Here is a 16,079-nt window from a genome sequence, read left to right as displayed (position 1 = left end):
CCCCTCAGCAGAGAGGGCAAGCTGTACGGATGAGCATTGTTCCGAACATCGAACTCAACGACGGCAACACCATTCCCCAGCTCGGCTTCGGCGTGTACCAGGTCCCGCCGGACGAGACCGCGAGCGCTGTGAAGACCGCGCTCGACATCGGCTACCGGCACATCGACACCGCCGAGATGTACCAGAACGAGAAGGGTACCGGGCAGGGCGTCCGCGACTCCGGCCTCAACCGCGCCGACGTGTTCGTGACGAGCAAGCTCAACAACGGCTTCCACGAGCCCGACGACGCCCGTCGCGCCTTCGACTCGACGTTGTCCGAACTCGGTTTCGACTACGTCGACCTGTTCCTCATCCACTGGCCGCTGCCCACGCTGTACGGCGGCGACTACGTGTCGACGTGGAAGGTTCTCGAGGAGTTCAAACGTGACGGCCGGGCGAAGAGCATCGGAGTCTCGAACTTCCAGGTTCCGCATCTGCAGCGGTTAGCCGCCGAGGCGGAGACCGTGCCGGCGGTCAACCAGATCGAGGTGCACCCCTACTTCACCAACGAGGACGTGCGCGCCTACGGGCTCGAGCACGGCATCGCCACCGAGGCGTGGTCGCCCATCGCGCAGGGACAGGTGCTCGACGATCCCGCCATCACCGGTGTCGCCGAAGCGCTCTGCCGCACACCGGCTCAGGTCGTCCTGCGCTGGCACATCCAGCGCGGCGACATCGTGTTCCCGAAATCGGTGACACCGCAACGCGTCAAGGAGAACTACGAGATCTTCGACTTCGAGTTGAGCGCCGACGACATGGTGGCCGTCAGCTCACTGGACAAGGGCGAGCAGGGCCGCACGGGACCCAACCCGGACAGCTTCGACTACGTGCCGGAGTAGCGGGCGGGAGTCTCGTCAGGCGGCCCCGTCGCCCTTCGCCTCCGCGGCCTTCTTCTCGGCTTCCTTCTTGGCCGCGGCGATGGCCGCACGGCCCTCCGGCGAGGCCGCCGAGTTGCCCGCCTGCGTCGCGGACGCTACGCCCGCATCGCAGTTGAGGTACAGCAGCACCGTGTCCGTGACCGGCGCGAAGTCATCGCCCTTGAGCCACGCCGCCTTCTGCGAGTGCGTGACGATGCAGTCGTCGTCGGCGAGTTCGTCACCGAAGCGCGCCGCGATCACGCCCGTCTGCTTGGCATCCCCGAGCGCGGACTGAGCGTCCTTGTAGGTCTTGCCGGAGTAGTCGTCGGCCGCCGCGATTCCCGTGCCGAACGTGGCCGTGGACACCGCTGCGGCGCCGATGCACACCGCACCCAGAACAGTTCTCTTCATGGCAGCACCGTAGAACCGAGAACTGATAGGACGCTGGACCGCCCGTTTGCGAATGCTGGGAGTTGCTTAGGCGGCGAGTTTCCTTGCCAGCAGCCGCTTTTCACGGCGCTTGCTGCGCACGGCGGCGATCGCGGACTTCAGCCCGCGCCGCTCCTCGGGCGCCAGTTCGTCGAACATCCGCTCGCTGCGGGTCTCCGGCGCGTTGTCGCGGGTGTCGGACAGGTACTTGTCCGGAAGCGACAGCTTCGCGATGGTGCGCCACGTCTTGCCGTACTGCACCAGGAAGTTCCCGGTGGTGTAGGGCAGATCGTACTTGTCGCACAGCGCGCGCACCCGGAACGAGATCTCGTGCAGCCGATTGCTCGGCAGATCGGGATACAGGTGGTGCTCGATCTGGTGGCACAGATTGCCGCTCATGAAGCGCAGCAGCCAGCCACCCTCGAAATTCGCACTGCCGAGCATCTGGCGCAGGTACCACTGACCCTTGGTCTCGCCGACCATGTCGGTCTTGGTGAACTTCTCCGCCCCGTCGGGGAAGTGACCGCAGAAGATCACCGCGTTGGCCCACACGTTGCGGATGACGTTGGCGACCGCGTTGGCCTTCATCGTCGACGTGAACGTGGCGCCCGGCGACAGCGAGGTCAGGGCGGGGTAGACCACGTAATCCTTGGCCACCTGGTTGCCCGCCTTGACGCCGAACTCGCGCACCCGGACCAGCGTCGCCTTGCGGTCGTCGCGGCCCTTGAAGATCTTGCCGAGTTCGAGGTGCTGCAGTCCGACGCCCCACTCGAAACCGATCGCGAGCAGCGTGTTGAACAGCAGGTTGCCGTAGAGGTTGAACGGCTTCCACTTCGCGTCGCGGGTCACCCGGATGACGCCGTAGCCCACGTCGTCGTCCATACCGAGGATGTTCGTGTACTTGTGGTGCATGAAGTTGTGGGTGAAACGCCAGTGCTTGGACGACCCGCTCATGTCCCACTCCCACGTCGAGGAGTGAATCTCGGGATCGTTCATCCAATCCCACTGGCCGTGCATGACGTTGTGGCCGATCTCCATGTTCTCGATGATCTTGGCCACGCCCAGGGTCGCGGTGCCCGCCCACCACGCGGAGCGCTTCGAGCTCGCAGTGAGGATCAACCGGCCCGCCACCTCGAGGGCACGCTGGGCGGCGATGGCGCGGCGGATGTAGCGCGCGTCGCTCGCACCGCGGGAATCCTCGATGTCCTGCCGGATGGCGTCGAGTTCGATGCCGAACGCCTCAATGTCGGCGTCCGTCAGATGTGCGAATTCGGGTACGTCTGTGATTGCCACTTGCAACCCTCCTTCCGATACCTACGTTAGCGTAACCTACGGTTCCGTAGGTTACCAGCCAGTAAAGCCTAAACGTCCACTGCGCAATCGCCGGATGCTGCGGAAACGCACGTCTGAATCCGGGTCCCCGGTTCGCGCTCTTCACCCGTCCGCAGATCGCGTACGTTTCCGTCGACCAGGGTGACGACGCACGACTGGCAGATGCCCATCCGGCACCCGAACGGCATCTGCACGCCGGCCTGTTCACCAGCCTCCATCAGTGAGGTCGCCGCGTCGGCGGCGAACGTCTTACCGCTGCGCTCGAACGTCACGGTGCCGCCCGTTCCGCGCGCCGCCCGCGCCGCGGCGAACCGCTCGAGGTGCAGCATGTCCCCGATTCCGGCCGCCGACCACACCCTGTGCGCCTGGTCGAGCATGCCCTCCGGGCCGCAGGCCCAGGTCTGCCGCTCACGCCAGTCGGGAACCTCGTCGGCGAGGCGGTCGAAGTCCAGCCTGCCCTCGGTGCGGGTGGTCCGGATGCGCAGCCGGTAGCCGTCGTGCGCGCGCGCCAGGCCGGCGAGCTCCTCGGCGAAGATGACGTCGGATTCCGTCGGCGCCGAATGCACGTGCACGACGTCGCCGATCTGGCCGTGCCGCTCCAGTGTCCGCAGCATCGACATGACCGGCGTGATGCCCGACCCCGCGGTGACGAAGAGCACCCGCGCCGGTGCCGGGTTCGGCATGACGAAGTTGCCCTGCGGCGCGGCCAGCCGCACGACCGTTCCCGGCTCGAGACCGTCGACCAGATGCGTGGACAGGAAGCCCTCGGGCATGGCCTTCACGGTGATGGCGATCGTCCGCCCGCCTGACCGATCCCCCCGGTCGCTTCGCTCCTGCCCCCTGGGACCGACTGGACTCGACGTCAGCGAGTACGAGCGCCAGCGCCACCGCCCGTCGACCAGGACGCCGATCCCGACGTACTGCCCCGGTTCGTAGTCGAAGGTGAAACCCCAGCCCGGCTTGATCACCAGCGTCGCGGAGTCGACGGTTTCGCGGCGCACCTCCAGCACGCGGCCGCGCAGTTCGCGCGCCGACCACAGCGGGTTGGCGAGCTTCAGATAGTCATCGGGCAGCAGAGGCGTCGTGACGCGCTCCACGATGCGACGCAGCGCGTGCCAGCCCGGACGCTCCTTGGCGCCCGCGATGGTCGGACGCGCGGTATCGACGACGCGTGCCGATACCTTGACGGAGTTCTTGGCCATACAACCTACGGTACCGTAGGTTACGGCCTCGTAGCCATCCCCAACGAGCACATCACAGCAGCTCGAGCAGGAACGGCAGCTCCTGAGTGGCGTACCACGCCAGGTCGTGATCCTGCGCATCGCCGACGGTGAGCTCCGCGTCCTCGTCACCCAGATCGGCGTCGTCGACGACGGCGATCGCCGCCAGCACCGCGGATTCGGCGGCCGCGTTGTCGACGTAGGCGGCCACCACGTCCGCCATGGCGAACGGGCCCGCGAGCCGGACCACCGCGTCGTCGAGGTCGGGTCTCGCCGTCGCGTCGGCCACCTCCACGGCGAGCACCACGCGTCGCGGCGGCAGCTCGGTGTCCTCGGCAGCCAGCAGCCGCAAGGACGCCAGCGCCGCGTCGCGCAGTGCCACCTCGGAGAGCTCGTCCTCGTCGCCCTCGGCGTAGGCCTCGCGCAGCGTCGGCGTCACGGCGAACGCGGTACCGCTGAGCGCGTGCAGCAGTCCGTCGTCGACCATCCGCTGCAGCATGGTCAGGGTTGCCGGAACGAAGACGCGCACCAGGCGACTCTAGTCATCACCGCGCGGCGTCCAGCAGTTCGTCGAGCGATTCGCGCAGCAGGACCGGGAAGACGTCGACGTCGCTCATGCCCTCGCGGTCGGCGTTGATCCCGAAGTAGAGCATGCCGTTGTACGACGTCACGCCGAGTGCGAGCACCTGGTTGTGCAGCAGCGGCGGCACCGCATAGGTCTCCAGCAGCTTGGTGCCCGCGACGTACATCTGCTTCTGCGCGCCGGGCACGTTGGTGATGAGCAGGTTGAACTGGCGCGCCGAGAACGTCGTCGCGACGCGGGTGCCCATCGCGTGCAACGTGGGCGGCGCGAACCCCGACAGCGTCACGATCGTGCGGGCGTCGACGAAGCTGACGGCCGACGATGCGGACTCCGTCGTGTGGGCGATCTGGGACAGCCGAACGACCGCGTTGCCCTCCCCCACCGGTAGGTCCACCAGGAACGGCGACACCTCGCTGATCGCCTGACCCGGCCCCGTCGCGTCCAGATCGGCGTCGGGGTACACCGACATCGGGGCCATCGCGCGCACCGTCGACGTGGACGTGACCGGTTCGCCGCGCGACATCAGCCAGTTCCGCAGTGCCCCCGCGACGACCGCGAGCACGACGTCGTTGACGTCGCAGTCGTAGCGCGCGCGTAGTGCGCGGTAGTCCTCGAGCCGATGGCTGGCCACCGTGAAGCGGCGGTTGCGCGACACCGTCGTGTTCAGCGGACTGCTCGGTGCGGTGCCGCGTGCGAACGTCCTCGCGGCGTCGGCGACCTTGCGCCCGACCTCGAGCAACTGGCCGGTGCTGCTCAGCGTCTCGGCCACCGCGTTGCGAGCGGCGGCCAACTGCACGGTCGGCCGCGCGATCCATTCACCGAGCGCGCCGATGGTCAGCCTGGCGTCGCTCGGCTCGCGGGCCGGGATCCAGATGTCCTCGCCGAACTCGGGCGCCTTCTGGGTGCGGTCCGCGATGACGTGGCCGATCTCAAGCGCCGTCATACCGTTGACGAGTGCCTGGTGCGACTTCGTGTACAGGGCGATGCGGTTCTTGGACAGGCCCTCGACGAGGTACATCTCCCACAGCGGCCGCGTCCGGTCCAGCGGCCGCGACCCGAGGCGCGCCACCAGGTCGTGCAGCTGCGAATCGCTACCCGGTGACGGCAGCGCCGACCGCCGGATGTGATAGGTGATGTCGAAGTCGCGGTCGTCGATCCACACCGGCCGTGCGAGACCGAGCGTGACCTCGCGGACCTTCTGTCGGTAGCGCGGAATCTGCGGCAGCCGCTGTTCCACGGTGGCGAGCAGCGTCTCGTAGCTCAGACCGTTGCGCGGCTTGCGGAGGATGGACAGCGAGCCGACGTACATCGGGGTCGCGGTGTTCTCCAGGTGATAGAACGACGCGTCGGACGCCGACAACCTGGTGACCATGGCGGCGCCGCCCTCCCTCCGTGTATCGAGCCGCTGAACGAACTCCGTCACGGTAGCCGCAGAGCCTCACCCCCCGCATCACGGGTGCATAGGAGTGTCTGTTGGCCGTGCGATCATGAATCCAGTCTGTCCTCTCCAGCAGATCGTGACCGTGTTCGTACCGACACCCGCTGGAGCAGCCGTGGAGATGTCCCCCGCAACCGGCGAGCCCCGCTCGCTGATCTCGCCGATCGTCGACTACGAGCCCGAACCGCTCGCGGTCCCCGCGCCGTGCCGACAGCCCACCCCGGCAGCGCTGCACCGCAGCACCCCGCGGCCCCTGCTCCGGGCCCCGACGACCGACCGGGCGGCGCGCGAACTGCCACCACCTCGAGCGGCCGCCGTCTTCGCCGACGCGGCGGTACGGCGGGTACTGGAGGTCACCGACAGGCGCAGGCCCGTGGCCGCGCTGAAGTCGCTGCTGACACCGGCGCTGGTCGACGCCGTCACGGTGCAGGCGCACACGCCGTCGCGCGGGGGTGCGGCCGTGCTGCGGCGGCTACGCGTGCGAACGGCCGCACAGACCGACGGCGAGGCCACCGCCGCGGAGGTGTTCGGCACCTATTCGCGGGGTCGCCGGGTGCACGCGCTGGCGGGGCGCATCGAGGTCGCCGACGGCCGCTGGCGCATGGTCGCGCTCCAGTTGGGTTAGCCGCGCCGGCCCGGCCCCTTGCTCTTGCGCGCGGCCTCGCGGCGCTCACGCCTCGAGGATCCCGGCGTCGCGGCGTGCCTGCCTCCAGCGGCGCCGTGTCGCTGCACCTCCGCGGAGCCGTCCTCGGACGGTCCGGTGTAGGTCAACGGGCGGCCGTTGTCGTCATCGATGCCCTTGACGCGCAACGCCTTCGGGGCGGCGGCAGCCTGCTCCGGCGCGCGTTCGTCGGTGGCCACCGCGCTGGACTGCTGCGCCTTGGCCGCGGCGTCGGCGGCGAACTTCGCGAGGTCGGGCGGTGCGGCCATCGGCGCCACCGACGGAGCCGCGGCCTGCACCTGGGCGTTGAAGAGCAGGCCGACTGCCTCCTCCTTCAGGGCGTCGCGCATGCCCATGAACATGTCGTAGCCCTCGCGCTGGTACTCGACGAGCGGATCGCGCTGCGCCATGGCCCGCAGCCCGATGCCCTCCTTGAGGTAGTCCATCTCGTAGAGGTGCTCACGCCACTTGCGGTCGATGGTGGTCAGCAGGACGCTGCGCTCCAGTTGCCGCATCGCGTCCTCGCCGCCGATCTCGGCCAGCTGGGCCTCGCGCTCCTTGTACGCGCGGCGGCCGTCCTCCAGCAGCGCGTCGAGAAGCTCCTCGCGGGTGAGCTCGCCGGGCTCGCCGACGGCGCCGGAGTCGATGAGGTCGTGGTGGTCGATGCCGACGGGGTACAGCAGCTTCAACCCCGACCACAGGGTCTCCAGATCCCAATCCTCCGAGTAGCCCTCGGCGGTCGCGCCGTTGACGTAGTCGGTGATCACGTCCTCGACCATCTTGTGCGCCTGATCGGCGACGTTCTCGCCCTCGAGGATCAGCCGGCGCTCGGCGTACACCACCTTGCGCTGCTGGTTCATCACCTCGTCGTACTTGAGGACGTTCTTGCGGACCTCGAAGTTCTGCTGCTCGACCTGCGTCTGCGCGCTCTTGATCGCGCGGGTGACCATCTTGGCCTCGATCGGCACGTCCTCGGGCAGGTTCAGCCGGGTGAGCAGCGACTCGAGCGTCGCGCCGTTGAACCGGCGCATCAACTCATCGCCGAGCGACAGGTAGAACCGGGACTCACCGGGGTCGCCCTGCCGACCGGAGCGGCCGCGCAGCTGGTTGTCGATGCGGCGCGACTCGTGCCGTTCGGTGCCGAGCACGTACAGGCCGCCGGCCTCGATGACCTCCTTGGCCTCCTTCTCGACCTCCGCCTTGATCTGGTGGAGCACGTCGTCCCACGCGGCTTCGTAGTCCTCCGGCGTCTGCACCGGATCGAGGCCGCGTTCGCGCAGCCGCACGTCGGCCAGGAACTCCGCGTTGCCACCGAGGACGATGTCGGTGCCGCGGCCCGCCATGTTGGTGGCGACCGTGATCGCGCCGCGCCTACCGGCCTCGGCGATGATGTTCGCTTCCTTCTCGTGGTACTTCGCGTTGAGCACGTTGTGCGGAATGCGGCGCTTGGTGAACTGCTTGGACAGGTACTCCGAGCGTTCCACGCTGGTGGTGCCGATGAGGACCGGCTGGCCCTTCTCGTAGCGCTCGCTGACGTCATCGACGACGGCGATGTACTTCGCCTCTTCGGTCTTGTAGATCAGGTCGGACTGATCGGTCCGGATCATCGGCTTGTTCGTCGGGATGCTCACCACGCCGAGCTTGTAGATCTCGTGCAGCTCGGCGGCCTCGGTCTGCGCGGTACCGGTCATCCCGGACAGCCTCTTGTAGAGGCGGAAGTAGTTCTGCAGCGTGATCGTCGCGAGCGTCTGATTCTCGTTCTTGATCTCGACGTGCTCCTTGGCCTCGATGGCCTGGTGCATGCCCTCGTTGTAGCGCCTGCCCAGCAGCACGCGGCCGGTGAACTCGTCGACGATCAGGACTTCGCCGTCGCGGACGATGTAGTCCTTGTCGCGCAGGAACAGCTCCTTGGCCTTGACGGCGTTGTTGAGGTAGCTGACCAGCGGCGAGTTCGCGGCCTCGTACAGGTTCTCGATGCCGAGCTGGTCCTCGACGAACTCGACGCCCTTCTCGTGCACGCCGATGGTGCGCTTGCGGATGTCGACCTCGTAGTGGACGTCCTTCTCCATCAACGGCGCGAGCCGCGCGAACTCGGCGTACCAGTTAGACGCCCCGTCGGCCGGACCCGAGATGATCAGCGGCGTCCTGGCCTCGTCGATGAGGATCGAGTCGACCTCGTCGACGACGGCGAAGTTGTGGCCGCGCTGGACCATCTCCGCGGTCGAATGCGCCATGTTGTCGCGCAGGTAGTCGAAGCCGAACTCGTTGTTCGTGCCGTAGGTGATGTCCGCGGCGTACGCGACGCGGCGCTCGTCGGGGGTCATCTGGGAGAGGATGACGCCGACGTCGAGGCCGAGGAAGCGGTGGACGCGGCCCATCATCTCGCGGTCGCGCCTGGCCAGGTAGTCGTTGACGGTGACGATGTGGACGCCCTTGCCCGACAGGGCGTTGAGGTACGCGGGCAGCACGCTGGTCAGGGTCTTGCCCTCACCGGTCTTCATCTCGGCGACGTTGCCGAAGTGCAGCGCGGCGCCGCCCATCACCTGGACGTCGAACGGCCGCTGGCCCAGCACTCGCCACGCGGCCTCACGGGCGACCGCGAACGCCTCGGGCAGCAGGTCGTCGAGGTCCTCGCCGTCGGCGACGCGCTTCTTGAACTCGTCGGTCTTGGCGCGCAGTTCGGCGTCGGACAGCTTCTCGACGTCGTCGGCGAGCGAGTTCACATAGTCGGCGACCTTCTTCAGGCGCTTGACCATGCGGCCTTCACCAACGCGGAGCAACTTCGTCAGCACGCGATTTTCCCCTCATACCTCATATGGATCGATCGGGGTCCATGGTAGGTGACGGACCTGCTCAGCCTCCGAAGCCGCTTCGAGTCCTGGTTCGATCCGCTCATGGCCACGGCCGGGGAGCGCGTGCTCCCCGGCCGTGGCGACTGTCAAGACGAGCGTTACGCGAGCCTGATCAACCCGTAGTCGTAGGCGTGGCGGCGGTAGACGACCGTGGGACGGTCGGTTTCCTTGTCGTGGAAGAGGAAGAAGTCGTGACCGACGAGTTCCATCTCGTAGAGGGCGTCGTCCACGGTCATCGGGTCGGCGGGATGGTCTTTAGTACGGACGATGCGACCCGGTTCGTGGTCGACGGCGGCGCCGTCGACGGTGTGGTCCGACGCGGAATCCGTCGGTTCGGGAAGCGGCGGCAGCGCCGTCGCCTCGTGCAGCGACGTAGGGGTCTTGTCGCCGTAGTGGATCTTGCGCCGGTCCTTACTCCGACGGAGGCGACTCTCCAGTTTGCCGACTGCGGATTCCAGTGCGGCGTAGAAGCTGTCGGCGCACCCCTCTCCGCGGACGACGGGACCCTTACCGCGAGCGGTGATCTCGACGTGCTGACAGTTCTTCCGTTGCCTGCGGTTCTTCTCGTGGTCGAGTTCCACGTCGAACAGGTAGATCGAGCGGTCGAAGCGCTCCAGGCGCGCGAGCTTCTCTTCGATGTAGGTGCGGAAGTGGTCGGGTATCTCGACGTGTCGGCCCTTCACCACCACCTCGGCATGGGGTTCGGCGCGGGGTTCGTCGTCGACGTCCACCATCGCGCTGCGATCGGCGTCCACGGAATTTACTGGCATTCTTGGCAACTCGTTTCTCTTCGCGTCGCACGCGCACGGCGTGCCGGATGGTCGAGGAACGCACCGAGGGGACATGCAAATCTCCGCCCATCGGCGCAAGGGGTCGTTCGCTCACCTCCTCGCGCATTCAGGCGATGTTCGTCCCGACGCTAGTCCGAGTTCACCTCTCCGTGCCACTGATTCGACCGATGATTTTCGACTTCTTCATATCGGTTTGATCGCGCGGAAATCGTCGTCTCGGTCAGGCGTGCGCCACGACGAGGACGGCGACGACCCTGGCACCCGCGGTTTGCAGGACGCGGATCGACTCTCCCGCCGTGGCACCCGTGGTCACCACGTCGTCGACCAGCACGACGTCACCGGCCACCCGAGCTGCGAGCCGGACCCGACCGGCCAGGTTGGCCTGCCGCTGACCGGCCGACAGTCCCACCGAGTCGCGGGTGAACGCCCGCAGCCGCAGCGCCCGCACGACGCCGATGTCCGGTGTGCCCGCCGCCCGCGCCGCCCTGGTCACGGGGTCGCCACCGCGCCTGCGGGCCGCAGTGCGACGGGTGGGCGCGGGCACCACGGTCACCGGCGCCCGCACGATCCCCCACTCGAGGAGGTGCCGCAGTCCCGCCCCCAGGGCGCACCCGAGTGGGCCGATCAGATCGCCGCGGCCACGCTCCTTCACCGCGAGGATCACCTCGCGCCGCACGCCGGAATAGCGGCCCAGCGAGAAGACGGGCACGCCGGGATCCAGCCGCGGAGTGACCAGGAGCGGCTCGCCGGGCCGCACCGCGAGCGCCCCGCGGCACGCGTCGCACCAGCGGGTCGACGGCGCCCCGCAGCCCCCGCACTCGAGCGGCACCACCAGATCGAGCAGCACCGTCGCAGTCTCGCCGCCGACTCCGACACCCGGCGTGCCGAGTCGCTTACAGTTGTGCCCTCAGTACGACGCGGGAAGGACGCGCATGACCTGGACGGGCAAGACCGCGATCGTGACCGGTGCCGGCTCCGGTATCGGGGCGGCGTTCTGTCGCGCGCTCGCGGCAGCGGGTGTCGACGTCGTGTGCACCGACGTCGACGGCGACGCCGCGGCACGTACCGCCGATCCGCTCGGGGTCCGGTCCGCCCGGCTCGACGTCACCGACGCCGGTGCGGTGCAGGCGTGCGTCGACGAGGTCGTCGACCGGGCCGGACGGCTCGACCTGATGTTCAACAACGCCGGCATCACCTGGGGCGGGGACACCGAACTGCTCACGCTGGAGCAGTGGAACGCCATCATCGACGTCAACATCCGCGGCGTCGTGCACGGCGTCGCGGCCGCGTACCCGCTCATGGTGCGGCAGGGACACGGCCACATCGTCAACACCGCGTCGATGGCGGGCCTCGCCGCCGCCGGTCAGATCACCAGCTACGTCATGAGCAAGCACGCCGTCGTCGGACTGTCGCTCGCATTGCGCTCGGAGGCCGCGGGCCGCGGAGTCGGGGTGCTCGCGGTGTGCCCCACCGCGGTGGAGACGCCGATCCTCGACAAGGGCGCCGTCGGCGGCTTCGTCGGCCGCGACTTCTACAAGATGGGCCAGCGCAGCGACACGTTCTCGTCGGCAGACGACCTCGCGCGCGACACGCTGCGCGCGGTGGAGCGCAACCGGGCGCTTCTGGTGTGGCCGCGTCAGGCACGTACGGCGTGGCGCTTCTCCCGGCTGGCTCCCGGTCTGCTGCAACGGATGTCGATCCGATTCGTCAACCAGCAGCGCGCCGCGCAGGGCGCCCGCTAACCCGACAGCACCGGTTCCGCGCCGCCGACCATCAACGGCCGCACCTCGGCCCACATCAGATCGTCCTCGGCGGCCGAGCCGGTGAGCTGCAGCACGCCGCGCGGGTCGGCCACGTAAACGGTCGACGGGTTGGCCGACACCGTCGTCACGGGGATCAGCACGTTACGGCTGGGCCCGTCGGAGTTCACGCCGTCGAGGTTCACGTAGGACACCGGATGCTGGGAGTCGGTGCGGCTCACCACGATGTCATCTCCGGTACGCCACGACAGGGACACCGCGGTGTCCCCGAGGCCGAACCCGAGGCGACGCGGACGCGTCAGCGCGTACTGGCCACCGGTGGTCAGTTCGACACCGGCCATGATGACCTCGCCCTCGATGACCATCGCCGCCCTGGTGCCGTCCCGCGACAGCGCCAGCTCGCTGATGGGCCCGGCGAACCTCGTCTGCACGGCCGTCGCGTCGACCGGGATGCGCGCGGGCTGACCGGACGCGGCCTCCTGTATGACGCGCACGACGTTGTTGCCGTCGACGACCACCCAGATCGCGTCGTCGAGCGACCAACTGGGCCGCGACAGCGTGCGCCCGTCGAGTGCCTGCGCCGCGTCGCCGCCGACCGGCCCGACCCACAGCGACGACGACATGTCGGGGGCTCCCGGCCGCAGCGTCACCACCGACGCCACCTCCTGGCCGCTGCGCGACAGCGACGCCGACGTCTGGTCGGGCATCGTCCCGAACGATCCGGGCACCCGCGGCGCCCGGTCCCCGTCGAGCGACACCAGCGAGCCGCCGACGAGGGCGTGCAGACCCGCGGCCGCGCCGGGGTCGGCGCCGGGATCGGTGGCCGCCACATCGGAGGTGTTCCACCCCTCGGCGAACCGGTCGTCGAGGGCTGCGCCGTCGGCGGTGATGACGTAGGGTCCGTTCACTCCGGCGCGGTTCAGCGTCCAGATGATCTGCGCCGCCAGCAGTTGCCTGCTGTGCGGATCGGTCGTCGACAGGTTCTCGAGATCGACGCGCGCGCCGCCGTAGCCGCGCCCCACCCCGGTCTTGCCGCCGTCGGCGCGGGTCACCGGGCCCCGCAACCCCAGCGGCGCCTCCAGGAGGTTGCGCACGGTGTTCTCCATCTCGGGCCGCGGACCGGAGATCATCTTCGTGATCAGTTCGGTCGCCAACTGGTCGGGATCGGACACCGCGACGTAGCGCGGGTCGGGCACCACGGTCTTACCCGTCGGGTCGACGAAGTACAGCGTGTTGCGCTTGTAGGTCGACTGGAACTGCTGCCAGTCCAGGAACACCCCGTTGGGCAGCTTGTTGATGCGCCAGCCGCCCGGCGTGCGCACCAGTTCGATCGGGCCGGGGTCCGGCAGCGCACCCGAACCGGTTTCGAACACCCCGATATCGGATAGCGATCCGAGGATGTCGGCCCGCATGGTCACCGAAACCCGCTCCGGCCCTCGGGTTTCGACGAAGACCACGCGGTCGATCAGCGTGGCGCTACCCGCGTCGTCCCAGTCCTGTGAGGCCGACTCGGTGAGGAACTGCCGAGCCGCGAGGTGCCGGTTGGCGGGATCCGCGGTGGCCTTCAGGAACTCGCGCAGCAGGATGTCGGGATCCATGCCGGGCGTCGGGGTGGGCAGGCTGGGCGGTGGGGGCCGGTCGACGGTCCCGATCGCCTGCGGCGCAGACGAACTCGGCACTCCCGCGCAACCGGCGAGGGTGAGGGTGAGCACCACCAGGCACAGCACCGACAGCAGCCGTGTCACGCGCGGTCTCCCGCGGGTTGACGCTCCTTGGTGATGCCGCGCGGCGGCCGGTCCGGCCCAATCGGTTTCAGCGGCAGTGGGCTGGTGGTGACCTTGTGGCCGCGCACCAGCGGCAGCGTGAGCCGGAAGCAGGCGCCCTTGCCCGGCTCACCCCAGGCCTCGAGCCGACCCTGATGCAGGCGGGCGTCCTCGATGCTGATGGCGAGGCCGAGGCCGGTGCCGCCCGAGCGCCGCACCCGCGACGGGTCGGAGCGCCAGAACCGGCTGAACACCAGCTTCTCCTCGCCGGGCCGAAGGCCGACGCCGTAGTCGCGCACCGTGACCGCGACGGTGTCCACGTCCGCCGCCATCCGTATCCGCACCGGCTTCTTCTCCGCGTGGTCGATCGCGTTGGCGATCAGGTTGCGCAGGATCCGCTCGACGCGGCGCGGGTCCACTTCGGCGATGACGTCGTCCTCGGGCATCTCCACGATCAGCTCGACGTTCGCGTCGTTGGCGAGGTGACCGACGTTGTCCAGCGCGCTGCCCACCGTGTCCCGGAGATCCACCGACTCGACCGACAGCTCGGCGACGCCCGCGTCGTGGCGCGAGATCTCCAGCAGGTCGGTCAGCAGCGCCTCGAACCTGTCGAGCTCGTTGATCATCAGCTCGGTCGAGCGGCGCAGCGCGGGCTCGAGCTCGTCGCTGTGGTCGTAGATCAGATCGGCGGCCATCCGCACGGTCGTCAGCGGTGTGCGCAGTTCGTGGCTGACGTCGGAGGTGAAGCGGCGCTGCAGGTTTCCGAATTCCTCCAGCTGGGTGATCTGGCGCGACAGGCTCTCGGCCATGTCGTTGAACGACACCGCGAGCCGCGCCATGTCGTCTTCGCCGCGCACCGGCATGCGCTCGGTGAGATGGCCCTCGGCGAACCGCTCGGCGATGCGCGACGCCGACCGCACCGGAAGCACGATCTGGCGGGCGACCAGAAGGGCGATGGCGGCGAGCAGACCGAGCAGCACGATGCCGCCGGTCGCCATCGTGCCGCGCACCAACGCGATGGTGCTCTCCTCGTTGTTCAGCGGGAAGATCAGGTAGAGCTCGAGATTCGTCACCGACGACGACGTCGGGCTGCCGACGATGAGGGCGGGTCCGGAGAACGCGTCGGTGCGCACGGTCGCGTACTGATAGCTGACCTGTCCGGCCTTGACGAAGTCGCGAAGCGTGCCGGGCACCTGTGTCGACGGCCCCGCCGCGGTGGCCGCGCGCGGTCCGTCGCCGGGCACGATGAGCACCGCGTCGAACGCGCCGGCGAGTCCGGCGCCGGAGTCGGCCTTGCGGTCGATCAGGGTGTTGCGCGCCAGCTGCAGACTGCTGTCGAGTGAGCGCGTCTCCTCACCGCCGACGATGCCGCTGACGGTCGTTCGCGCTCGGTCGATCTCCTCGGTGGCCGCGCGCACCTTGACCTCGAGGATGCGATCGGTGATCTGGCTGGTCAGCACGAAGCCGAGCACCATGATGACGGCGAGCGACAGCCCGAGGGTGAGGGTGACGACCCGCAACTGCAGCGAGCGACGCCAGGCGAAGCCCAGCGCGCGGCTCAACGCGCCGAGGCCTCGCAGCATCGGCGCTGAGCGGCTCCGGATACGTCTGCGGGTACCCCAGATCACTGCGGGCTCACGGTGGGCCGGCCTTGTACCCCACTCCTCGAACGGTCAGCACCACCTGCGGGTTCTCCGGATCCTGCTCGACTTTGGCCCGCAGCCGCTGGACGTGCACGTTCACCAGACGGGTGTCAGCGGGATGTCGGTAACCCCACACCTGTTCGAGCAGCACATCCCGAGTAAACACCTGGCGCGGTTTGCGTGCCAGCGCGACCAGCAGGTCGAACTCCAGCGGGGTCAGGGAGATCTGCTCGCCTAGCCGGGTGACCTTGTGGGCGGGTACGTCGATGTCGATGTCGGCTATCGACAGCATCTCGGCGGGACCGTCGTCGTTGCGACGCAGTCGAGCGCGCACGCGGGCGACGAGTTCCTTCTGCTTGAAGGGCTTCATCACGTAGTCGTCGGCACCGGACTCCAGGCCGAGCACCACGTCCACCGTGTCGGTCTTCGCGGTGAGCATGACGATCGGAACGCCCGAATCCGCCCGCAGCACCCGGCACACGTCGATGCCGTTCATGCCGGGCAGCATCAGGTCGAGGAGGACCAGGTCGGGCCGCAGCTCGCGAACGGCCGTCAGCGCCTGGCTGCCGTCGCCGATGACCGCGGTGTCGAATCCCTCGCCGCGCAACACGATGGTGAGCATCTCGGCCAGCGATGGGTCGTCGTCGACGACCAGAATCCTTTGCCTCATGGTGTCCATGGTGACACCGGAACGCGATAAAGCCCGGTTAC

Annotated in this window: 14 protein-coding genes; 3 read left to right on the top strand and 11 right to left on the bottom strand. The window is 68.6% G+C overall.

The annotated features are described in order from the left end of the window. Positions 1 to 29: 29 nt before the first annotated feature. Positions 30 to 878 (top strand): aldo/keto reductase, encoded by an 849-nt coding sequence (locus tag NM203_RS16880; protein WP_255061162.1) that lies wholly within the window; start codon positions 30 to 32, stop codon positions 876 to 878. A 15-nt stretch (positions 879 to 893) separates the two neighbouring features. Here the strand turns inward: NM203_RS16880 and NM203_RS16875 are convergent, their stop codons facing one another. From NM203_RS16875 to NM203_RS16855, 5 genes are all read right to left on the bottom strand, one after another. Then, entirely contained in the window at positions 894 to 1,307 is a 414-nt protein-coding gene (locus tag NM203_RS16875; protein ID WP_255061161.1) for a hypothetical protein, read from the bottom strand. Positions 1,308 to 1,373: 66 nt separating this feature from the next. Further along, complete coding sequence (locus tag NM203_RS16870) at positions 1,374 to 2,618, bottom strand: fatty acid desaturase family protein (protein ID WP_255061160.1); 1,245 nt, start codon at positions 2,616 to 2,618, stop codon at positions 1,374 to 1,376. 68 nt (positions 2,619 to 2,686) lie between these two features. Next, a complete protein-coding gene (locus tag NM203_RS16865) occupies positions 2,687 to 3,859 on the bottom strand; it encodes a ferredoxin reductase (protein ID WP_255061159.1) in 1,173 nt (390 codons plus the stop codon). A 52-nt stretch (positions 3,860 to 3,911) separates the two neighbouring features. Further along, positions 3,912 to 4,406 (bottom strand): DUF6912 family protein, encoded by a 495-nt coding sequence (locus tag NM203_RS16860; protein WP_408633366.1) that lies wholly within the window; start codon positions 4,404 to 4,406, stop codon positions 3,912 to 3,914. Positions 4,407 to 4,422: 16 nt separating this feature from the next. Continuing rightward, positions 4,423 to 5,832 carry a WS/DGAT/MGAT family O-acyltransferase gene (locus NM203_RS16855; protein WP_255061252.1) on the bottom strand — a complete coding sequence of 470 codons (1,410 nt, stop codon included), beginning with the start codon at positions 5,830 to 5,832 and terminating at the stop codon, positions 4,423 to 4,425. A gap of 187 nt (positions 5,833 to 6,019) precedes the next feature. Here NM203_RS16855 and NM203_RS16850 point away from each other — a divergent pair, with 187 nt between their 5' ends. Continuing rightward, entirely contained in the window at positions 6,020 to 6,523 is a 504-nt protein-coding gene (locus NM203_RS16850; protein WP_255061251.1) for an Rv3235 family protein, read from the top strand. Here NM203_RS16850 and secA read toward each other — a convergent pair. The 3 genes from secA to NM203_RS16835 form a co-directional block, all read right to left on the bottom strand. Further along, positions 6,520 to 9,351, bottom strand: coding sequence for a preprotein translocase subunit SecA (gene secA / locus NM203_RS16845; protein ID WP_255061158.1), 2,832 nt, complete (start codon positions 9,349 to 9,351; stop codon positions 6,520 to 6,522). The two genes, NM203_RS16850 and secA, sit on opposite strands and share 4 nt — an antisense overlap. Positions 9,352 to 9,509: 158 nt before the next feature. Beyond that, positions 9,510 to 10,181, bottom strand: a complete 672-nt coding sequence (gene hpf / locus NM203_RS16840; protein ID WP_255061157.1) for a ribosome hibernation-promoting factor, HPF/YfiA family — start codon at positions 10,179 to 10,181, stop codon at positions 9,510 to 9,512. Between the two features lie 241 nt (positions 10,182 to 10,422). Further along, positions 10,423 to 11,046: a ComF family protein gene (locus NM203_RS16835; RefSeq protein ID WP_255061250.1), complete on the bottom strand. Its 624-nt coding sequence runs from the start codon at positions 11,044 to 11,046 to the stop codon at positions 10,423 to 10,425. 88 nt (positions 11,047 to 11,134) lie between these two features. Between NM203_RS16835 and NM203_RS16830 the strand changes: the two genes are divergently transcribed. After that, positions 11,135 to 11,944 carry an SDR family NAD(P)-dependent oxidoreductase gene (locus NM203_RS16830; RefSeq protein WP_255061156.1) on the top strand — a complete coding sequence of 270 codons (810 nt, stop codon included), beginning with the start codon at positions 11,135 to 11,137 and terminating at the stop codon, positions 11,942 to 11,944. Here the strand turns inward: NM203_RS16830 and lpqB are convergent. From lpqB to mtrA, 3 genes are read right to left on the bottom strand one after another with little or no spacing between them, the layout of a single operon-like run. Then, positions 11,941 to 13,707 (bottom strand): MtrAB system accessory lipoprotein LpqB, encoded by a 1,767-nt coding sequence (lpqB, locus tag NM203_RS16825; protein ID WP_255061155.1) that lies wholly within the window; start codon positions 13,705 to 13,707, stop codon positions 11,941 to 11,943. The two genes, NM203_RS16830 and lpqB, sit on opposite strands and share 4 nt — an antisense overlap. Next, the gene (mtrB, locus tag NM203_RS16820; protein WP_255061154.1) at positions 13,704 to 15,353 is read right to left on the bottom strand and encodes an MtrAB system histidine kinase MtrB; all 1,650 of its coding nucleotides are present in this window, start codon (positions 15,351 to 15,353) and stop codon (positions 13,704 to 13,706) included. The genes lpqB and mtrB overlap by 4 nt, the downstream gene beginning before the upstream one ends. Positions 15,354 to 15,360: 7 nt before the next feature. Next, the gene (gene mtrA / locus NM203_RS16815) at positions 15,361 to 16,047 is read right to left on the bottom strand and encodes a two-component system response regulator MtrA (RefSeq protein ID WP_255061153.1); all 687 of its coding nucleotides are present in this window, start codon (positions 16,045 to 16,047) and stop codon (positions 15,361 to 15,363) included. Positions 16,048 to 16,079 lie beyond the last annotated feature (32 nt).

The organism is Mycolicibacterium arenosum (assembly GCF_024320865.1).
GTDB lineage: Bacteria > Actinomycetota > Actinomycetes > Mycobacteriales > Mycobacteriaceae > Mycobacterium > Mycobacterium arenosum.
Note: the sequence above shows the minus strand (reverse complement) of the source record. Positions and strands in the feature narration are given on the sequence as shown.

Excerpts from the sequence above, each read along its gene's own strand:
- NM203_RS16880 (WP_255061162.1), top strand. The coding sequence starts at position 30 with ATGAGCATTGTTCCGAACATCGAACTCAACGACGGCAACACCATTCCC.
- NM203_RS16875 (WP_255061161.1), bottom strand. The coding sequence starts at position 1,307 with ATGAAGAGAACTGTTCTGGGTGCGGTGTGCATCGGCGCCGCAGCGGTG.
- NM203_RS16865 (WP_255061159.1), bottom strand. The coding sequence starts at position 3,859 with ATGGCCAAGAACTCCGTCAAGGTATCGGCACGCGTCGTCGATACCGCG.
- NM203_RS16855 (WP_255061252.1), bottom strand. The coding sequence starts at position 5,832 with ATGGTCACCAGGTTGTCGGCGTCCGACGCGTCGTTCTATCACCTGGAG.
- NM203_RS16850 (WP_255061251.1), top strand. The coding sequence starts at position 6,020 with ATGTCCCCCGCAACCGGCGAGCCCCGCTCGCTGATCTCGCCGATCGTC.
- hpf (WP_255061157.1), bottom strand. The coding sequence starts at position 10,181 with ATGCCAGTAAATTCCGTGGACGCCGATCGCAGCGCGATGGTGGACGTC.
- NM203_RS16830 (WP_255061156.1), top strand. The coding sequence starts at position 11,135 with ATGACCTGGACGGGCAAGACCGCGATCGTGACCGGTGCCGGCTCCGGT.
- mtrA (WP_255061153.1), bottom strand. The coding sequence starts at position 16,047 with ATGGACACCATGAGGCAAAGGATTCTGGTCGTCGACGACGACCCATCG.